Raw genomic sequence first — 16,952 nt, forward strand, 5'->3', positions numbered from 1 at the left:
AGGGCGGGCAGTCGGTCCGACTGCCCGCCCTCTGCGGCTGTTCCAGGTGTGGCCGTTCAACCGTGGACCCCGACGGCTCCGGCCCTTCGGCTCAGAGCCCGCTCTGCTCGTCCCGGCGGCGCTGCCAGCGCTGCTCGACCCGGTCCATCATCCCGGCCTTGCGGCGCGGCGCGGCGGCCGGCCGGGGGCCGGAGCCCTGGCTCGCCGGACCACGGCGCCAGCCCGTCACGGCGAAGACCGCGCACCCCAGCATCACCAGGAACCCGACGATGCTGACCCAGATCTGGTCGGGGACGACCATTCCGCCCATCAGCAGGCCGATGCCCACCACGAATCCCCCGACGGCCAGGTAGACCCGCCGGCGGGTGTAGGTGCGCAGCCCGGTTCCCTCAAGCGCCGACGCGAATTTGGGATCTTCGGCATACAGCGCTCGCTCCATCTGGTCGAGCAGTCGCTGCTCGTGCTCCGAGAGCGGCACGGAGTCCTCCTACTCGTCGGTCGCGGGTGCGACCGGTCCGCCGCCCCGGTCGGGGAGGCAAGTCCAATCAGCCATCAGGGCACGCGGTCGGACGCCTGTGCGGGGGGACCCGACCCGTGTCGTCCATATGCCCCATGCGTCCGGCTGTCATGCTTTCCGGCTTTACCCAGATCATACGGTCCACGGACCTGTTACGGGGTGGTCGGCTTCGCGTGGGCCGGGCCACCCCGACCGGTCCCGGCCGCACTGTGCCCAACGCCGCACACCCCGGACAAGTGCCCGATCCGATGGAATCGGCCGAGACCTGGGGACCTTCGGAGACGACCGGCAGGAGACCGGTGGGCGAACCGCCGCCGGACACCCGGCGGACGGTGTGCGAAACCTCTGCGGAGCGGGTGTGTGGGGCGGGTGTGCGAAACGTCTCCGCCGGGGGTCAGGCCAGCGTCGCCAGGACGTGCAGCTGGGTCGCCACGGCGTGGAAGGCGGGCTGCCCGGCGGCGGCCTCCTCCAGCTTCAGCAGCGCCTCCAGCGCGCCCGGCTCGGTGTCCACCAGCACACCGGGCACCAGGTCGGCGAAGACCCGGACACCGTGCACCGACTCCACCCGCAGACCGGCGCCGTCGGCCAGCCGGCCCAGCTCCTCGCCGGTGAAGCGGCGCGGCATCGGGTCGTTCTCGCCCCAGCGGCCGTCCGCGGCGCCCAGCACCGTCCGGGCCTCGGTGAAGTGGCCGGCGAGCGCGCGGGCCAGCACCGCGCCGTTGCGGTTGGCGGCCAGCAGGCTGACCAGGCCACCCCGGCGCAGGGTGCCGGCCAGGCTGCCGAGCGCCTCGGCCGGGTCGTCCACGACCTCCAGCACGCCGTGGCAGAGCACCGCGTCGACCGTCCCCGGCGCGACCAGCTCGGGGAGCGTCTGGGTGTCGCCCTGGACGGCGCGGACCAGGTCGGTGACACCGGCCTCGGCGGCCCGCCGCTCCAGCGCGAACAGGGCGTCGGGGCTCGGGTCGACCACGGTGACCCGGTGGCCGAGCCGGGCGACCGGCACGGCGAAGTTGCCGGTGCCGCCGCCGGTGTCGACCACGTCGAGCACGGGCTGGTCCAGCTCGGCCGCCCGCTTCTCCAGGGCGGTGCGGACCACCTCCCACACCACGGCGGTACGCAGGGCGCTGCGGGGACGCGTCGGGTACAAGGCGGGGCTCCTCGGCACATGCAGATCGATCAGGATGCCTCCACCTTAGTCCGGGCCGACGGGCCGGGCCGCGCCGCCGGCCGTCGGCCGCGGACCGGGCCCGCCGCCGGTCACCGGCGGCGGGCCGGGCGGTCACCGTCGCCGTCGTCGGCACCGCCGTCAGCACCGCCGTTGTCGCTGCCGCCGCCGTCGTCGTCCAGCGGCAGCCTCGGGGCGGGCGGCGCGGGGCGCAGGCCGAGCAGGCGCTCGACCAGGCGCAGGAAGAGGGCCGAGTTGCGGATCAGGTCGTCGGCGTCGCGGGCGGAGGCGGCGCCCCTGATCCCGGCCTCGGCGGCGGCCCGGCGGCGGGCGCCGGCCGCGAAGTAGACCGCCCACTCGGCGAGCTCCGGCGCCACCTCGGGCAGCACCTCCCAGGCGCTGCGGATGGCCTTGCGCCGCCGGGGGCTCTTCTCCGGCCGCCCGCGCACCGCGAGCACGGCCGCGACGGTGCGCAGCGCGGCGAGATGCGCGGCGGCGTACCGCTCCAGCGGGTCCTCCAGGGCGCGGGCGCGGTCGAGCGTGCGGTGGGCGTCGGCGAGCAGGTCCAGCGCGGCCGGCGGGGCGGCGGCCCGGCGCGGCACGGGGTGGACGTCCCCGCGGCCCGGACGGGCGGCGGGCTGGGGGGAGGCCGGTGGGTGGGAGGCGGGGTGGAGGCGGGCGGTGACGGGCTCAGGGTGGCTGATGGTCATGGTCTCCCCCGGTCCGAGGCAGCGCGCGAGCCGGGTGGCCCGTGCTCCTCCATCGTGAACCGGACCACTGACAACGCGGTCGCGAGCGATGGCGCGGCCACTCGCCGTGCGGGCGCACAGGTGTGCGCGCGGGCGTACGTCCGGGCGTGCGGGTGGGCGTGATTCGGGTGGGCGTGCGTATTTGCGTATGAACGGGCCCGGTTCCGGATAGCCGCCCTCGGGCGTGCGGGCGTGCGGGCGTGCGGGCGTGCGTGTGGGCGGCGGGCATCGGCCGGTCCTCCCGGCCCCGCACCACCGCCCCGCACCGGCCGAAGCGCCGTCCCCCCACGGACGGCGTTCCGGCTCTCCCCCGTCGCCGCCCCCCCCGGCCGTGCTCCGCCGCCCCGTGTCGGCGGTGCGCGGCCTCCGGCCGGCTCCCGTACGGACCCGCCGGTGCCGTCCCGCCGACCTCTCACGGCCGGTGGACGGCACCTGTCCGCCTCCCGGTCCGGCGCGCCCGACGCGCTCTCCGTCCCGGTGCCCCTACTGTCCCGTCCCCGCAGGTCGGAGGCCATCCGCTCAGATACTCAACCGCTTTTCTGAGTATCCGTACTCAGTCCCTTCCGGGCCAGGAACCGGCCGCCCCCGGCCGGCGTCCCGGGTACGGTACGGCGAGACCGGGTGGACCCGGCAGGCGCTCCGAGGAGGGAGACCGATGACGATCGTGCCGCTGATCTTCACCAGCGGGCTGGCCAGTGGGATCAACGCGTACGCGGTGGTGCTGCTGCTCGGGCTGCTGGGCCGGTTCGCCGGGACCGACTCGGTACCGTCGGCGCTGGAGCGCACCGATGTGCTGATCGCCGCCGCCGCGCTGTTCCTGCTGGAGGCGGTGGCCGACAAGATCCCCTACGTGGACAGCGTCTGGGACGCCGTCCACACCGTGATCCGCCCGGTCGCGGGCGCCACCGTCGGCGCGCTCCTCGCGAGCGCCGACCCGGGCTCGCTCGGCGAGGTCGCGGCGGGCGCCATGGGCGGCACCACCGCACTGGTCAGCCATCTGGTGAAGGCCTCGCTGCGGATGGCGGTCAACACCTCGCCCGAACCGGCCAGCAACATCGTGGTCAGCCTGGCCGAGGACGTCTCGGTCGCCGGGCTGGTCACCCTGGCGATCTTCCACCCGTGGCTGGCCGCGTCGGTCGCCGCCGTGCTGCTGGCCGTCGGCCTGCTGCTGGTCTGGTTCGCGATCAGCCGGATCCGCCGCTTCCGGGCCCGCCGCCGCGAGCGCAGGGCCGCCCGCGCGGCCGGCCCGCGACCGGCGGAGGCCGCGGCCGGTGAGGCGGGGGAAGGATCGTGGGCGGCGCGGTCATAGGATCGGGTGCCATGGCACGGATCGTCATCATCGGCGCAGGAATGAGCGGGCTCGCGGCGGCTTCCCGGCTGGCGACCCTCGGACATCGGGTGACGGTCTGCGAGGCCGGGGGCACGTACGGGGGCATGGTCGGCCGGTACGAGCGGGCCGGCTTCGCCTTCGACACCGGCCCCGGTCTGCTCACCCTCCCGGCCGTCTACCGCGACCTCGCGCTGAAGACCGGCAAGGAGCCGCTGGAGCAGCTGGTCGAGCTGGTCCCGGTGGACCCGGAGAGCCTGCACCTCTTCCCGGACGGCACCGTCCTCACCCTGCCCAACGCCTCCCGGGCCGGTTACATCCAGGCCCTGGACGCCGCGTTCGGCCCTGGCTCGGGCGCCCGCTGGAGCGAGGTGATGAACCACGGCCGCACCGTCTGGGAGACCACCCGCCGCCCGCTGCTGGAGGAGCCCCTCCCGGCCGACCCTGCCCCGCTGCACGGCGACCCCTACCCCACCCCGCCCCGCCAGGGCCTGGCCCGGCTGCGCCGGCCCCGCCCGTGGACCCTCGCCGACGTCGCCGCCCGCGAACTCGGCGGCCACCCCGGCCCGACCGCCCTGCTGCACGAGCACGCGCTGCGCTTCGGCCTCGACCCGCGCACCGCCCCGGCGAGCGCCACCGTGCTGCCGTACATGGAGCAGTCCTTCGGCGTCTGGTACGTGCGCGGTGGCATCCGCGCGCTGGCCGAGGCGGTGTACCGGCGGTGCGAGCAGCGCGGGGTGACGTTCCGCTTCGACACGCCGGTGACCAAGGTGGCGACCCGGGACGGCCGGGTCTGCGGCGTCCAGACCAAGGGCGACCGGCTCGACGCGGATCTGGTGGTCTCCTCGATGGACGCCAGGGTGCTGCACACCGGCTGGACGGGCCCGGCCGAGTCGTCCGACGACTGGCCCGCCTCCGCCCAGCGGCTGCACGGCGTGCCCGGGCGGGTCAGCGTGCTGCTCGCGCTGCGCGGCGCCCGTCCGGCCGGCACCGCGCACCGCACGGTGGTGCACGCGGCGGACCCGGCCGCCGAACTCGCCGGGATCTTCACCCCCGGAGCCCCGCTCGCGGACCGGCCGACCGTCCAGGTGCTGCGGCCCGACGACCCGTCGCTCCACCCCGAGGGCCACGAGAGCGTGGTGCTCACCGCGACCACGCCCTCACTGGACTTCGACTGGGGCGCGCCCGGCGCGGCCGACCGCTTCGCCGACCGGATGCTCGCCCACGTCGACGCGGCCGGCCTGGGCCTCGGCGAGCGGGTGCTGTGGCGGGTGGTGCGCACGCCCGAGGAGACCGAGCGGGAGACCGCCTCCTTCTTCGGCTCGGTGCCCCCGCCCGCCCTGGCCGGCGCCGACGGCGCGCTGCTCCAGGCGCCGAACGAGGACTTCCCCGGTCTCTACCTGGTGGGCGGCGCCGCCCACCCCGGCGGCGGGCTGGCCAGGGTGGGCATGTCCGCCTGCATCGTGGCCAACCTGGTCGGTCCCGCCTAGGGCCTGCCCGCCCAGGGCCACGCCCGGCGGCCGTCAGCCCTGCTGCCAGGTGTTCTGCTGCTGGTAGCCGTAGTCGTAGGACGGCTGCTGGGGGATGACCGGCTGCTGCTGCGGGTGCTGCTCGGGGTGCTGCGGGTGCTGCTCGGGCTGCCACTGCTGCTGGGCGTTCGGGTCCCAGGCGGGCTGCTGCTGGTAGCCCGCGTACTGCTCCTGCTGCTGATAGCCCGCGTACGGGTCCGGCTGCTGCTGGTAGCCGCCGTAGCCCTGGTCGTAGGTGAACGCCGGCTGCTGCTGGGTCTGCCACTGCTGCTGGTCGTAGCCCGGCTGCGGCTGCTGCTGGACGTCGTAGCCGGACTGGTAGGCCCCGGCGTACGGGTCCGGCTGGACGGCCTGCTGCTGCTCGTGCTGCTGCTCGTAGTAGGCGGGGGCGTAGACGCCGTCCGCGGCGAGCTCCTGCATCTCGAAGGCGGCGGTCTGCTCGACGGCCGGGACGGCCTCGGCCGCCACCGGGGCGGGCCCGGGGGGCTCCTCGACCGCGCCGACCTCGCCGATCCTGGCCGCCGCCACGGTGGCCGCGGCCACCGCGCCGCCGCCGGTCAGCGCCCCGAGCAGCGGGACCTTGGCCAGCGGTCCGGGCAGGCCGCCGTCGGCCTTGCGCAGCGACCAGCCGGACGTGTAGCCGCGCTTGACCGAGAGGGTGACGAAGGTCTGGCCGACCGCGAACAGCGCGGCGCCCGCACCGATCACCACGACCGAGCCGATCGCCATCCCGGCGGCCACCCCGAGGAAGCCGCCCAGGGCCAGACCGCGCCAGTGGATCGGGGCCCGGTTCTGCAGCAGCAGCTCGGCCACCAGCCAGAGCGCCACCACCGCCAACGCGGCGTACAGCAGCAGGTATCCGACACCCATCCGCCCGCTACCTCCAGTCGCGTGCCCGCGCGCGCCGCGCGTGTGCGGCGACTGTACCGGTTCAACGGCCCGGGTACCGCATCGCGTTCCCGGCCGCCCCCGGCACTTCTCCGGCCGGGGCGGCCGGGCCGCTCAGCGCTGGTGCAGACCGAGGTTCTGGTAGATCTCCAGCGTCGCGGTCGAGTGGTTGAGCGTGATGAAGTGCAGGCCGGGGGCGCCCTCGGCGAGCAGCCGCTCGGACATCGCGGTGGCGTGGTCCATACCGACCTCGCGCAGCGCCACCGGGTCGTCGATCACGGCCCGCAGCCGCTCCTCCAGGTCGGCCGGGAAGGCCGAGCCGCTCAGCTGGGGGAAGCGGTCCAGCTGCTTGGCGTTGGTGACCGGCATGATCTCCGGGATGATCGGCGCCTCGCAGCCGGCCGCCGTGACCCTGTCGCGCAGCCGCAGGTAGTCGTCGACCTCGAAGAACATCTGGGTGATCGCGTAGTCGGCGCCCGCGCGGATCTTCCCGACGAAGTGCCGGATGTCCTCGTCCCAGTCGGTCGAGCGCGGGTGCATGTTCGGGGAGGCGGCGACGCCGACGCAGAAGTCGCCGATCCCCTTGATCAGCTCCACCAGCTCGTACGCGTAGGTGACCCCCTGCGGGTGGCTCACCCACTCGCCCGTCGGGTCGCCGGGCGGGTCGCCGCGCACCGCGAGGACGTTGCGTACGCCCTGGTCGGCGTAGTGGCCGATGATGTTGCGCAGCTCGGCGATCGAGTGGTCGACCGCGGTCAGGTGGGCGACCGGCGTCAGCGTGGTCTCGGTGGCGATCCGGCCGACCATGTTGACCGTGCGCTCGCGCGAGGAGCCGCCGGCCCCGTAGGTCATGCAGACGAAGTTCGGGTCGAGCGGTTCGAGCCGCCGGATGGCGTCCCAGAGCCGCTGTTCACCGACCTCGGTGCGCGGCGGCATGAACTCGAAGGAGAAGGACCGCTTGCCAGCCGCCAGGAGCTCGCGAACCGTCTGCGCGCGGTCTGTTCTGGTGGAAGCGACGCCGAGTGCCATGCTGGCAGGTTAACCGTCGGGCAAAGGACCCGGACAACCGAGGTCCACGGATTGAGACAATCGGTGGACGGCGTTCCGGATCCCGGCCGGCCGTCGTCCGTACAGGCGTTCCCAGCCGCCCGGCTAGGCTTGCCGCACCCCAGCGAACCTCCGGAGCCTCATCGTGACCTCGCCCACCAGCCGCCCGGCCAGCCCCATTGACGTGGAGGACGTGCGCGAGCGGGTGAACGCCGCGCTCGCCGGGTTCATGGACGGCCAGTCGGCGCTGCTGGGGAAGATCTCCCCGCGGCTGGCACCCGCCGCCGACGCCCTGCGCGACTTCCTGCTCGACGGCGGCAAGCGGCTGCGCCCGGCGTTCTGCTACTGGGGCTGGCGCGGCGCCGGCGGCCCGGCCGGGGGCGACGGCATCGCGCACGCGGCGGCCGCCCTGGAGCTGCTCCAGGCCAGCGCGCTGGTCCACGACGACCTGATGGACCGCAGCGACACCCGGCGCGGCCTGCCCTCCGTCCACCGCCGCTTCGAGGCCCTGCACCGCGAGAGCGGCTGGCGCGGCGACCGCGAGCAGTACGGCGCCTCCGCGGCGGTGCTGCTCGGCGACCTGCTGCTGATCTGGTGCGACGAGCTGTTCCTGCGCTCGGGCCTGGAGCCGGCCGCGGTGCTGTCCGCCAAGCCGGTGTTCGACCTGATGCGGACCGAGGTCATGGTCGGCCAGTACCTGGACGTCCTGGAGCCGGTCGCCGGCGACTCCGCCGACGCGGGCGCGCTGGAGCGGGCCCAGACCGTCCTGCACTACAAGTCGGCCAAATACACCATCGAGCGGCCGCTCCAGATCGGCGCGCTGCTCGCCGGCGCCGGGCCCGGGCTGGTCGAGGCGTACGGGGCGTTCGGCCTGCCGCTGGGCGAGGCGTTCCAGCTCCGGGACGACCTGCTGGGCGTCTTCGGCGACCCGGCCGTCACCGGCAAGCCGGCCGGGGACGACCTGCGCGAGGGCAAGCGCACCCTGCTGGTGGCGCACGCCATGCGCGGGCTGTCCGCGGCCGACGCCCGCCACCTGGACGAGCGGCTCGGGGCACCGGACCTGGCGACCGAGGAGGTCACCCGGCTGCGCGCGCTGGTGGAGCGCAGCGGCGCGCCCGGGCTGGTGGAGCGGCGGATCGAGGAGCTGATGCGCCAGGCGCTCGGCGCGCTGGAGGCGGCGCCGCTGGCGGACGAGCGGGCCCGCGAGGTGCTGCTGGCGCTGGCCGAGGCCGCCACCGTCCGCAAGTACTGACCGGTACCGGGGGGTACGGCGGGCGGGTACGGGCGGACGGCGGCGGGCCCGGCGGGGTCAGGCCCGCAGCCGCCGGGACAGCTCGGCGGCGGCCGCCCGCGGGTCGTCCGCGCCGGTGATGGCGCGCACCACCACGATCCGGCGGGCGCCGGCCGCCAGCACCTGGTCCAGGTTGCCGAGGTCGATGCCGCCGATGGCGAACCACGGCCGGTCGGTGTCCCGCGCGGCCGCGTACGAGACCAGGCCGAGGCCCGGCGCGTGGCGGCCGGGCTTGGTCGGGGTCGGCCAGACCGGCCCGGTACAGAAGTAGTCCACGCCGGGCTCGGCGATCGCCGCGTCCACCTCGGACTCGGCGTGGCAGGACCGTCCGATGATCACGTCCTCGCCGAGGATCGCCCGGGCGGCCGGCACCGGCAGGTCGTCCTGCCCGAGGTGCAGCACGTCGGGGCGGGCGGCGTGCGCGACGTCGGCGCGGTCGTTGACGGCCAGCAGCCTGCCGTGGCGGCGGCAGGCGTCGGCGAAGACCTCCAGGGCCGCCAGCTCCTGCCTGGCCTCCAGGCCCTTGTCCCGCAGCTGGACGATGTCCACCCCGCCGGCCAGCGCCTCGTCCAGGAACTCGGCGAGGTCGCCCTGCTCGCGGCGGGCGTCGGTGCACAGGTAGAGCCGGGCGTCGGCGAGCCGCCGGCGCGGGGTGTCCGCCGCCATCAGATCAGCATCGCCTGGGCGCGGCGCTTCACCTCGGTGCCGCGGTTCTCACACAGCGCCTGGATGGGGCTGCCGGGCAGCGACGGGTCCTCGGTGAAGAGCCACTCCAGGATCTCCATGTCGTTGTACCCGCAGTCGCGCAGGACGGTCAGGGTGCCCGACAGGTGCTTGACCAGGCCCTGGCCGTCGATGAACGCGGCAGGCACCTGCAGCGACTTGTTCGGGCCGCGCCGGACCGCGATCAGCCCGCCGCTGCGGACCAGGTCGCGGACCTCGGTGACCCGCACGCCCCACTGCTCCGAGATGTCGGGCAGGTACATCCACTCGGAAACGAGGGTTTCAATCTTGCTTTCGATCTCACTCACGCCACCAGACTGCCACCTCCACGGCCCGCCGCGCACCACTCACCACCCGCCGCACACCCGTCACAGGTCCGTCGAGCACCGGGGCGGCCGCCCGCGGGCCCCGCCGCGCTACCCGGCAAGCGCCGACTTCAGCGGCACCGCGGGGTCCGCCGCCAGGGCCGGGTCCAGCGCCGTACCGCGCTCGATCAGCCGGCGGCCCTGGGCGAGGTCGCGCGGACGGTCCACCGCGAGCAGGGCGCGCGGCACACCATCGCGCAGCCAGAGCACCGACCAGGACGGCTCCCCGGGTGAACCGCGCCACAGCGGCTCGTCACCGGCCCCGTGCCGCCCGGCGTACTGGACCATGCGGCCGAACTGCTCCGACCAGAAGTACGGCACCGGATCGTAGGGCGCCTGCGCGCCGAGGACGGCGGCGGCCGCCGCCGCGCCGGACTGCAGCGCGTGGTCCCAGTGCTGGACGGCCAGCCGGACGCCGGAGCGCGCCGACGGATAGCTGACGCAGTCCCCCGCGGCGAAGACGCCGGGCAGGCTGGTGCGCAGCCGCTCGTCCACCAGGACGGCACCGGCCGCGTCCAGTTCGACGCCGGAGCCGGCCAGCCAGCCGGTGGCCGGCCGGGCGCCGATCCCGACCAGCACCTCGTCGGCCGGCAGGTGCGAGCCGTCCGCCAGCAGCACCGCGCCGGGCTCCACCGCCGCGACCCCGACGCCGCAGCGCAGGTCCACCCCGGCCTCGGCGTACCAGGCGGCCATCGCCCGGCCGATCCCGGCGGGCAGCGCGCCGGGGACGGGCGCCGGGCCCATCTCGACGACCGTGACCTCGCACCCCGCCGCCCGGGCGGCGGTGGACACCTCGGCGCCGATCCAGCCCGCGCCGACCAGCACCAGGCGCAGGCCCGGCCGGAGCAGGGCACGCAGCGCCAGCGCGTCGTCCAGGGTGTGCAGCAGGTGCGCGCGCTCGGCGCCGGGCAGGGCCCGCGGGGCGGCACCGGTGGCGATCACCAGCGTGCCGTACGGCAGATCGCCGGCGTCGGTGTGCAGCACCCCGGGGGTGAGGCCGGTGGCGCGGCGGCCGGTGAGCAGTTCGACGCCCAGGTCCGCGAAGTCGAGGTCGAGGGTGGTGGCATCGGCCTTGCCGAGCAGCACCTCCTTGGAGAGCGGCGGCCGGTCGTACGGCGCGTGGGGCTCCTCGCCGACCAGCACGATCCGCCCCCGCCAGCCGCCCTGCCGCAGCCCCGCGGCGCACTGCGCCCCGGCCAGCCCGGCCCCGACCACGACCACCTGATCCGTCCCGCTCAGCTCTGCCACGCCGTCACTGTACTCAGCGGCGGCCGTCCGTCCGGGCCCCACCCGGGCTCGGGTCCACCCCTCGTACGCGCCTTCGGCCGGGGCGGGACGCGGAGTTAAGGTGGTGGCACCAATTCACGGGAGCCCGGCGGACCGGGCTGAGAGGCGGGCTGACACGGCCTGCGACCGTCCGAACCTGATCCGGGTCATACCGGCGAAGGGAGAGCAGCGACTTTGACACGCTTGGCCAAGGGCGCGCATGCCGACGTCCTGGTGATCGGCGGGGGCATCATCGGCCTCGCCGTCGCCTGGCGCGCGGCCCGGCGCGGGCTGGGGAACATCGTGGTGATCGACCCGGCGCACGGCGGCGGCGCCGCCCGGGTCGCGGCCGGCATGCTCGCCCCCGTCACCGAACTCCAGTACGGCGAGGAGCCGTTGCTCCGCCTCGGGATGGCATCCAACGAGCGCTATGCCGCCTTCGCCGCCGAACTCACCGAGGCGAGCGGCGGCCAGGACACCGGCTACCGCCAGTGCGGCACCGTCGCCGTCGCCCTGGACTCCGACGACCGCGCGGAACTGCGTGAACTGCACGCCTTCCACCAGCGGCTCGGCCTGGACTCGCACTGGCTCACCGGCCGCGAGGCCCGCAGGCTCGAACCCATGCTCGCCCCCGGCGTCCGGGGCGGTCTGCACGTCACCGACGACCACCAGGTGGACGGCCGCCGGCTGGTCAGGGCGCTGGTCCTCGCCTGCGAGCGGGCCGGCGTCCTGCTGCACCGCGCCGAGGCCACCGAACTGCTGGTCGAGAACGACCGCGCGGTCGGCGCCCGGCTGGACACACTGGAGACCGTCACCGCCGACCGGATCGTGCTCGCCGCCGGTCCGCACAGCCACCGGCTGCCCGGCCTGCCCGAGGGCGTGCTCCCCGCGATCCGCCCGGTGAAGGGGCAGATCCTGCGGCTGCGGGTGCCCGAGCCGTACCGGCCGTTCCTCTCCCGCAACGTGCGCGCGGTGGTGCGCGGCCGGCACCTCTATCTGGTGCCCCGGGAGAACGGCGAGCTGGTGATCGGTGCCACCAGCGAGGAGCAGGGGTACGACACCACCGTCACCGCCGGCGGGGTGTACGAGCTGCTGCGCGACGCGCACGAGCTCGTCCCCGGCATCACCGAGCTGCCCCTGGTGGAGACCTCCGCCGGACTGCGCCCCGGCTCCCCGGACAACGCCCCGCTGATCGGTCCGACCGCCCTGCCCGGCCTCGTCGCCGCCACCGGCCACTACCGCAACGGCGTGCTGCTCACCCCGGTGACGGCCGATCTGGTCGCCGAGTACCTGACCACCGGCGAGACGCCCGCCCTGGCGGCGCCGTTCACCCCCACCCGCTTCTCCCCCGCCCGCTCCACCACGAAGGCCCCCGCATGAGCGAGATCGCACTGACCGTCAACGGCGAGCCCCGGCAGGTGCCCGCCACCACCACCCTCGCCGAGGTGGTGGCCGCGCTGAGCGCCGCCAACTCCGGCGTCGCCGCCGCGCTCAACGAGACCGTGGTGCCGCGTGGTTCGTGGCCGCGGACCCGGCTCGCCGCGGGTGACCGGATCGAGATCCTCACCGCCGTCCAGGGAGGCTGACCATGGCGGACGACCTGCTGGACATCGCCGGGACCACGTTCGGCTCCCGGCTGATCATGGGCACCGGTGGCGCGCCCAGCCTGGAGATCCTGGAGCAGGCGCTGCGGGTCTCCGGCACCGAGCTCACCACGGTGGCGATGCGCCGGGTCGACGCCACCACCCAGGGCTCCGTCCTGGACGTGCTGGTCCGCAACGGCATCCGGGTGCTGCCCAACACGGCCGGCTGCTTCACGGCCGGAGAGGCGGTGCTGACCGCCCGGCTGGCCCGCGAGGCGCTCGGCACCGACTGGGTGAAGCTGGAGGTCATCGCGGACGAGCGGACCCTGCTGCCCGATCCGATCGAGCTGCTGGACGCCGCCGAGACCCTGGTCGACGACGGCTTCACCGTGCTGCCGTACACCAACGACGACCCGGTGCTGGCACGGAAGCTGGAGGACGTCGGCTGCGCGGCGATCATGCCGCTGGGCTCCCCGATCGGCTCCGGCCTGGGCATCCGCAACCCGCACAACTTCCAGCTGATCGTGGAGAGCGCCCGGGTCCCGGTGATCCTGGACGCGGGCGCCGGCACCGCCTCGGACGTGGCGCTGGCGATGGAGCTGGGCTGCGCCGCGGTGATGCTGGCCTCGGCGGTGACCCGCGCCCAGGACCCGGTGCTGATGGCCGACGCGATGCGGCACGCCGCCGAGGCCGGCCGGCTGGCGTACCGGGCGGGCCGGATCCCGCGCCGCTTCCACGCCGAGGCCTCCTCGGCCATGGCCGGCCGGGCCGACCTGGACACCCGCGAGCACCCGGCGTTCTGACCCGGGCGCGCCGGGGCGTGTCACAAGCCGGGCACAGAGGCCCCGGGCGCGGTGTCGCCCGGGGTCCCGCCCCGGCCCGCGCCACTAGAATCACCGGGTGGACATGGCATTGCACGACCCGCTGATCGGTACCCTGCTCGACGGCCGGTACCGGGTCGAGCAGCGCATCGCGGCCGGCGGGATGTCCACCGTGTACCGGGGTACCGACACCAGGCTCGACCGGGTCGTGGCCCTCAAGGTGATGCACCCCTCGCTCGCCGGGGACGACGGCTTCACCGGCCGGTTCATCCGCGAGGCCAAGGCGGTGGCCCGGCTGGCGCACCCCAATGTGGTCAACGTCTTCGACCAGGGCGCGGACGGCGGCACCGTCTTCCTCGCGATGGAGTACGTGCCCGGCCGCACCCTGCGCGACCTGCTGCGCGACCGCGGCGCGCTCTCCATCCGGGCGGCCCTGGACATCCTGGAGCCGGTGCTGGCCGCGCTCGGCGCCGCCCACCGGGCCGGTCTGGTCCACCGGGACGTCAAGCCGGAGAACGTGCTGATCACCGACGACGGCCTGGTCAAGGTCGCCGACTTCGGCCTGGTCCGGGTGCTGAACACCGCCGACGGCGCGGCCACCTCCACCACCGCGACCTCCACCACCGCGACCTCCACCACCGCGACCGCCGGCACCGTCCTGGGCACCGTCTCCTACCTGGCCCCCGAACAGATCCGCCCCGGCGCCGGGACCGACCAGCGGGTGGACGTCTACGCGGCCGGCATCCTGCTGTACGAGATGCTCACCGGCCACCGACCGCACACCGGCGAGAACCCCGTCCAGGTCATGTACCGCCACCTGCACGAGGACGTCCCCGCGCCGTCCCTGGCCGTCCCCGGGGTCGGCCCCGAGCTCGACGCCATAGTGGCCGGCGCCTGCGCGCGCGACCCGAAGGCCCGCCCGTACGACGCGGTCGAGCTGCTGGCCGCCCTCCAGCGGGTACGCCGCACGCTCACCCCGGCCCGGCTGGACGCCGAACCGCCCGCCTCCACCCGGCCCAGCCCGCAGTACCCGACCAGCGAGCCGACCTCGGTGATCCGCCCCGCGGCCGGTCCCGCCGCCCCGGAGACCGAGCGCACCAGCGTGCTGGACGTCCCGCCGGAGCTGATGGACCAGTTGCTCACCGAGCCCCGCCCGTACGACGAGCCGGCGCCGGTGCGCACCCGGCGCCCGGGCCCGCTGCGCCGGCTGCCGCGCACCCCGCTGATCTGGGCCTCCGTGCTGGCGGTCCTGGCGCTGCTGGTCGGCGGCACCACGTACGCGCTCTCCGGGGCGCTGTACGGGACGGTGCCGAGCGTGCTCGGCAAGGACCGCGCGGAGGCGCAGCGCATCCTGGACGGCGTCGGCATGCACGGGCGCTTCACCGAGGTGTACAGCGAGACCGTCCCGGCCGGGCAGATCATCTCCTCCGATCCGGGGGTGGGGGCGCGGGCCCGCAAGAGCGACGCCGTCGCCGTCTCCGTCTCCCGGGGTCCCAAGCGGATCGCCGTGCCGGACGTCACCGGGAAGTCCGCCGAGCAGGCCGCGGCCGCCCTCTCCGGCGTCCAGCTGGCCCGGGGCGGCGTGACCGAGACGTACGACGACACCGTGCCGGAGGGCTCGGTGATCAGCAGTTCGCCGGCGGCCGGGCAGCGGCTGCCGGAGAACACCCCGGTCTCGCTGGTGGTGAGCAAGGGCATGGTGCCCGTTCCGGACGTGACCGGGATGTCCAAGGACGACGCCGCCAAGGCGCTCCAGGCCGCCGGGTTCGCCATGCAGAGCAGCGGCGTCAACCTGTTCGGCACCGGCAAGGTCTCCAGCCAGTCCCCCGCCGCCGGCGAGCGCCGCCCGCAGCACACGGTGGTGACGGTCAGCTTCCCGTTCCTCTAGAGGATGTCCGTCAGCGCAGCGGGCCGTCGCCCGGCTCCTCCTGGTGGGAGTAGCGCTGCTGCCGCCAGGGGTCGGCGAGGTTGTGGTAGCCGCGTTCCTCCCAGAAACCGCGGCGGTCGGCCCGCATGTACTCCACCGCCCTGACCCATTTGGGCCCCTTCCAGGCGTACAGCTGCGGGACGACCAGACGGACCGGGAAGCCGTGCTCGGCGGTGAGCGACTCGCCGTTGCGGTGGGTGGCGAAGACCGTCCGGGGGTCGGCGAAGTCGGCGAGCCGGAGGTTGGCGCTGTAGCCGTACTCGGCCCAGACCATGACATGGGTGACGCCGGGTGCCGGGGGCACCTCGTCGAGGACGACCGAGGCCGACACGCCCGTCCAGTCGCTGTCGAGCACCGAGAACTTGGTGACGCAGTGGAAGTCGGCCCGCACGGTGGTGCGCGGCAGCGCGTTGAAGCCGGCGAAGTCCCACCTGTGCTTCTCCGCCGAGGCGGTCGCCCCGAACACCTGGAAGTCCCAGGTCAGCGGCTTGAAGCGGGGCACGGGTCCGTAGTGCAGGGCGGGCCAGCCACGCTGCGGGCGCTGCCCCGGGGGGAGTCTCGGGTCAGACGGCGGGAGCTTTTCGTATTCGGACTGACCCATGAGTCCATGGTGACAGACGGCGGACAACCATCTGCGCGCGCCCCTTTCCGAGGTCGCGCGCCCGCCCACACAGGCCAATAGGTGCCTAAATGGGATATTCCGACACATGTCCTAGTGAGTGTGAACTTACTGGAATTTCCTCCCATAGCGGTGCCAGGATGCGTGCAGCCGGACGGTACGGCCGTGGTTCCCGGACGCAGAGCAGGAAGGCAGCCGCCATGAAGGGCGACGCAGAGGTCATCGAATTCCTCAACGAGCAGCTCACCGCCGAGCTGACCGCGATCAACCAGTACTTCCTGCACGCCAAGATGCAGGAGAACTTCGGCTGGACGAAGCTCGCCAAGTACACCCGCCACGAGTCCTTCGACGAGATGAAGCACGCCGAGGTGCTCACCGACCGCATCCTCTTCCTGGACGGGCTCCCGAACTACCAGCGGCTCTTCCACGTCCGGATCGGCCAGACCGTCAAGGAGATGTTCGAGGCGGACCGCCAGGTCGAGGTCGAGGCGATCGACCGGCTCAAGCGCGGGATCGTGGTGATGCGGGCCAAGAACGACGTGACCTCGGCGAACATCTTCGAGTCGATCCTGGCGGACGAGGAGCACCACATCGACTACCTCGACACCCAGCTGGAACTGGTGGAGAAGCTCGGCGAGGCGCTCTACATCGCCCAGCTGATCGAGCAGCCGGACTCCTGAGCCACGGCGGAGCGGGAAGGCGGCGGCTCAGGCCGCGCGCAGCGGAGCCGGCCGGTCCGGCACCGCGGCCGGGGCCCGATCGACGGTCTCCGGGTCCGCCAGCCCCAGCTTCGCCGCCAGCCGGGCGGTCGGACAGGGCCGGGCGCCGTACTCGCCGAGCAGCGCCTGGATCCGGCGGACGCAGGAGCCGCAGTCGGTGCCGGCCTTGCAGCCCTTGGCGATCCGGCGCGGGGTGTCGGCACCGGCGTCGATCGCCTTCTTCACCTGGTCCTCGGTGACCGCATGGCACATGCACACGTACATCGAGGACTCTCCCGGGGTGGTGCGGAACGATCTTGACTAAGGGTTGCCTTAGTTCACTAAGCCTCACCTTACCTGGCGATCCGGGTGCGAAAAAGCCCCTCCGGGCTCGGAAGAACCGAATCCGGAGGGGCCTTCGTCACATCAGGCCGTTA

General features: G+C 74.4%; 18 protein-coding genes and 1 riboswitch. Of the genes, 8 read left to right on the forward strand and 10 right to left on the reverse strand.

Going from position 1 to position 16,952, the window contains the following annotated elements:
• Positions 1-91: 91 nt before the first annotated feature.
• The 3 genes from ACIQIB_RS28905 to ACIQIB_RS28915 all read right to left on the reverse strand — a co-directional run bounded on the left by ACIQIB_RS28905 (position 92) and on the right by ACIQIB_RS28915 (position 2,392).
• Positions 92-478 (reverse strand): DUF3040 domain-containing protein, encoded by a 387-nt coding sequence (locus tag ACIQIB_RS28905; RefSeq protein WP_363607301.1) that lies wholly within the window; start codon positions 476-478, stop codon positions 92-94.
• Positions 479-911: 433 nt separating this feature from the next.
• Entirely contained in the window at positions 912-1,664 is a 753-nt protein-coding gene (locus ACIQIB_RS28910) for a methyltransferase domain-containing protein (protein ID WP_363607300.1), read from the reverse strand.
• 110 nt (positions 1,665-1,774) lie between these two features.
• A complete protein-coding gene (locus tag ACIQIB_RS28915) occupies positions 1,775-2,392 on the reverse strand; it encodes an SAV_6107 family HEPN domain-containing protein (protein ID WP_400656608.1) in 618 nt (205 codons plus the stop codon).
• A gap of 694 nt (positions 2,393-3,086) precedes the next feature.
• Here ACIQIB_RS28915 and ACIQIB_RS28920 point away from each other — a divergent pair.
• Together ACIQIB_RS28920 and ACIQIB_RS28925 are read left to right on the forward strand one after the other, a co-directional pair.
• Positions 3,087-3,740, forward strand: coding sequence for a DUF4126 domain-containing protein (locus ACIQIB_RS28920; protein ID WP_400761564.1), 654 nt, complete (start codon positions 3,087-3,089; stop codon positions 3,738-3,740).
• 11 nt (positions 3,741-3,751) lie between these two features.
• Positions 3,752-5,248: a phytoene desaturase family protein gene (locus ACIQIB_RS28925; protein WP_400761566.1), complete on the forward strand. Its 1,497-nt coding sequence runs from the start codon at positions 3,752-3,754 to the stop codon at positions 5,246-5,248.
• Positions 5,249-5,281: 33 nt separating this feature from the next.
• On the opposite strand, the gene ACIQIB_RS28930 is transcribed toward ACIQIB_RS28925, so the two are convergent.
• Positions 5,282-6,157 (reverse strand): hypothetical protein, encoded by an 876-nt coding sequence (locus ACIQIB_RS28930; RefSeq protein WP_400761569.1) that lies wholly within the window; start codon positions 6,155-6,157, stop codon positions 5,282-5,284.
• A 132-nt stretch (positions 6,158-6,289) separates the two neighbouring features.
• Positions 6,290-7,204, reverse strand: a complete 915-nt coding sequence (gene metF, locus ACIQIB_RS28935) for a methylenetetrahydrofolate reductase [NAD(P)H] (protein WP_363607295.1) — start codon at positions 7,202-7,204, stop codon at positions 6,290-6,292.
• Between the two features lie 163 nt (positions 7,205-7,367).
• Between metF and ACIQIB_RS28940 the strand changes: the two genes are divergently transcribed.
• Entirely contained in the window at positions 7,368-8,474 is a 1,107-nt protein-coding gene (locus ACIQIB_RS28940; protein ID WP_363607294.1) for a polyprenyl synthetase family protein, read from the forward strand.
• A gap of 57 nt (positions 8,475-8,531) precedes the next feature.
• Here ACIQIB_RS28940 and thiE read toward each other — a convergent pair whose 3' ends face one another.
• The 3 genes from thiE to ACIQIB_RS28955 all read right to left on the reverse strand — a co-directional run bounded on the left by thiE (position 8,532) and on the right by ACIQIB_RS28955 (position 10,849).
• The gene (thiE, locus tag ACIQIB_RS28945; protein WP_363607293.1) at positions 8,532-9,179 is read right to left on the reverse strand and encodes a thiamine phosphate synthase; all 648 of its coding nucleotides are present in this window, start codon (positions 9,177-9,179) and stop codon (positions 8,532-8,534) included.
• Positions 9,179-9,544, reverse strand: coding sequence for an Rv2175c family DNA-binding protein (locus tag ACIQIB_RS28950; RefSeq protein ID WP_363607292.1), 366 nt, complete (start codon positions 9,542-9,544; stop codon positions 9,179-9,181). The genes thiE and ACIQIB_RS28950 overlap by 1 nt, the downstream gene beginning before the upstream one ends.
• A gap of 108 nt (positions 9,545-9,652) precedes the next feature.
• The gene (locus tag ACIQIB_RS28955) at positions 9,653-10,849 is read right to left on the reverse strand and encodes an FAD-dependent oxidoreductase (RefSeq protein WP_363607291.1); all 1,197 of its coding nucleotides are present in this window, start codon (positions 10,847-10,849) and stop codon (positions 9,653-9,655) included.
• Between the two features lie 106 nt (positions 10,850-10,955).
• Positions 10,956-11,068: riboswitch (TPP riboswitch) on the forward strand.
• On the opposite strand from ACIQIB_RS28955, the gene thiO reads away from it, so the two are divergent.
• From thiO to pknB, 4 genes are all read left to right on the forward strand, one after another.
• Positions 11,063-12,247, forward strand: coding sequence for a glycine oxidase ThiO (gene thiO, locus ACIQIB_RS28960; protein WP_400761572.1), 1,185 nt, complete (start codon positions 11,063-11,065; stop codon positions 12,245-12,247). It overlaps the preceding riboswitch by 6 nt.
• Positions 12,244-12,453 (forward strand): sulfur carrier protein ThiS, encoded by a 210-nt coding sequence (gene thiS / locus ACIQIB_RS28965; protein ID WP_363607289.1) that lies wholly within the window; start codon positions 12,244-12,246, stop codon positions 12,451-12,453. Before thiO ends, thiS begins: the two co-directional genes overlap by 4 nt.
• Positions 12,454-12,455: 2 nt before the next feature.
• A complete protein-coding gene (locus ACIQIB_RS28970; protein ID WP_363607288.1) occupies positions 12,456-13,253 on the forward strand; it encodes a thiazole synthase in 798 nt (265 codons plus the stop codon).
• 103 nt (positions 13,254-13,356) lie between these two features.
• Entirely contained in the window at positions 13,357-15,159 is a 1,803-nt protein-coding gene (pknB, locus tag ACIQIB_RS28975) for a Stk1 family PASTA domain-containing Ser/Thr kinase (protein WP_400761594.1), read from the forward strand.
• A gap of 10 nt (positions 15,160-15,169) precedes the next feature.
• Here pknB and ACIQIB_RS28980 read toward each other — a convergent pair whose 3' ends face one another.
• The gene (locus ACIQIB_RS28980) at positions 15,170-15,799 is read right to left on the reverse strand and encodes a molybdopterin-dependent oxidoreductase (protein WP_363607286.1); all 630 of its coding nucleotides are present in this window, start codon (positions 15,797-15,799) and stop codon (positions 15,170-15,172) included.
• A 218-nt stretch (positions 15,800-16,017) separates the two neighbouring features.
• Between ACIQIB_RS28980 and bfr the strand changes: the two genes are divergently transcribed.
• Complete coding sequence (bfr, locus tag ACIQIB_RS28985; protein WP_363607285.1) at positions 16,018-16,497, forward strand: bacterioferritin; 480 nt, start codon at positions 16,018-16,020, stop codon at positions 16,495-16,497.
• A 27-nt stretch (positions 16,498-16,524) separates the two neighbouring features.
• On the opposite strand, the gene ACIQIB_RS28990 is transcribed toward bfr, so the two are convergent.
• The gene (locus tag ACIQIB_RS28990; RefSeq protein WP_363607284.1) at positions 16,525-16,800 is read right to left on the reverse strand and encodes a (2Fe-2S)-binding protein; all 276 of its coding nucleotides are present in this window, start codon (positions 16,798-16,800) and stop codon (positions 16,525-16,527) included.
• Positions 16,801-16,952: the final 152 nt, after the last annotated feature.

It is taken from the genome of Kitasatospora sp. NPDC092286 (genome assembly GCF_044755565.1).
GTDB lineage: Bacteria > Actinomycetota > Actinomycetes > Streptomycetales > Streptomycetaceae > Kitasatospora.

Bases quoted from the DNA above. Each gene is read 5' to 3' on its own strand.
- ACIQIB_RS28915 (WP_400656608.1), bottom strand. From the start codon at position 2,392: ATGACCATCAGCCACCCTGAGCCCGTCACCGCCCGCCTCCACCCCGCC.
- ACIQIB_RS28920 (WP_400761564.1), top strand. From the start codon at position 3,087: ATGACGATCGTGCCGCTGATCTTCACCAGCGGGCTGGCCAGTGGGATC.
- ACIQIB_RS28925 (WP_400761566.1), top strand. From the start codon at position 3,752: ATGGCACGGATCGTCATCATCGGCGCAGGAATGAGCGGGCTCGCGGCG.
- ACIQIB_RS28930 (WP_400761569.1), bottom strand. From the start codon at position 6,157: ATGGGTGTCGGATACCTGCTGCTGTACGCCGCGTTGGCGGTGGTGGCG.
- metF (WP_363607295.1), bottom strand. From the start codon at position 7,204: ATGGCACTCGGCGTCGCTTCCACCAGAACAGACCGCGCGCAGACGGTT.
- thiE (WP_363607293.1), bottom strand. From the start codon at position 9,179: ATGGCGGCGGACACCCCGCGCCGGCGGCTCGCCGACGCCCGGCTCTAC.
- thiS (WP_363607289.1), top strand. From the start codon at position 12,244: ATGAGCGAGATCGCACTGACCGTCAACGGCGAGCCCCGGCAGGTGCCC.
- ACIQIB_RS28970 (WP_363607288.1), top strand. From the start codon at position 12,456: ATGGCGGACGACCTGCTGGACATCGCCGGGACCACGTTCGGCTCCCGG.
- pknB (WP_400761594.1), top strand. From the start codon at position 13,357: ATGGCATTGCACGACCCGCTGATCGGTACCCTGCTCGACGGCCGGTAC.
- ACIQIB_RS28980 (WP_363607286.1), bottom strand. From the start codon at position 15,799: ATGGGTCAGTCCGAATACGAAAAGCTCCCGCCGTCTGACCCGAGACTC.
- bfr (WP_363607285.1), top strand. From the start codon at position 16,018: ATGAAGGGCGACGCAGAGGTCATCGAATTCCTCAACGAGCAGCTCACC.
- ACIQIB_RS28990 (WP_363607284.1), bottom strand. From the start codon at position 16,800: ATGTACGTGTGCATGTGCCATGCGGTCACCGAGGACCAGGTGAAGAAG.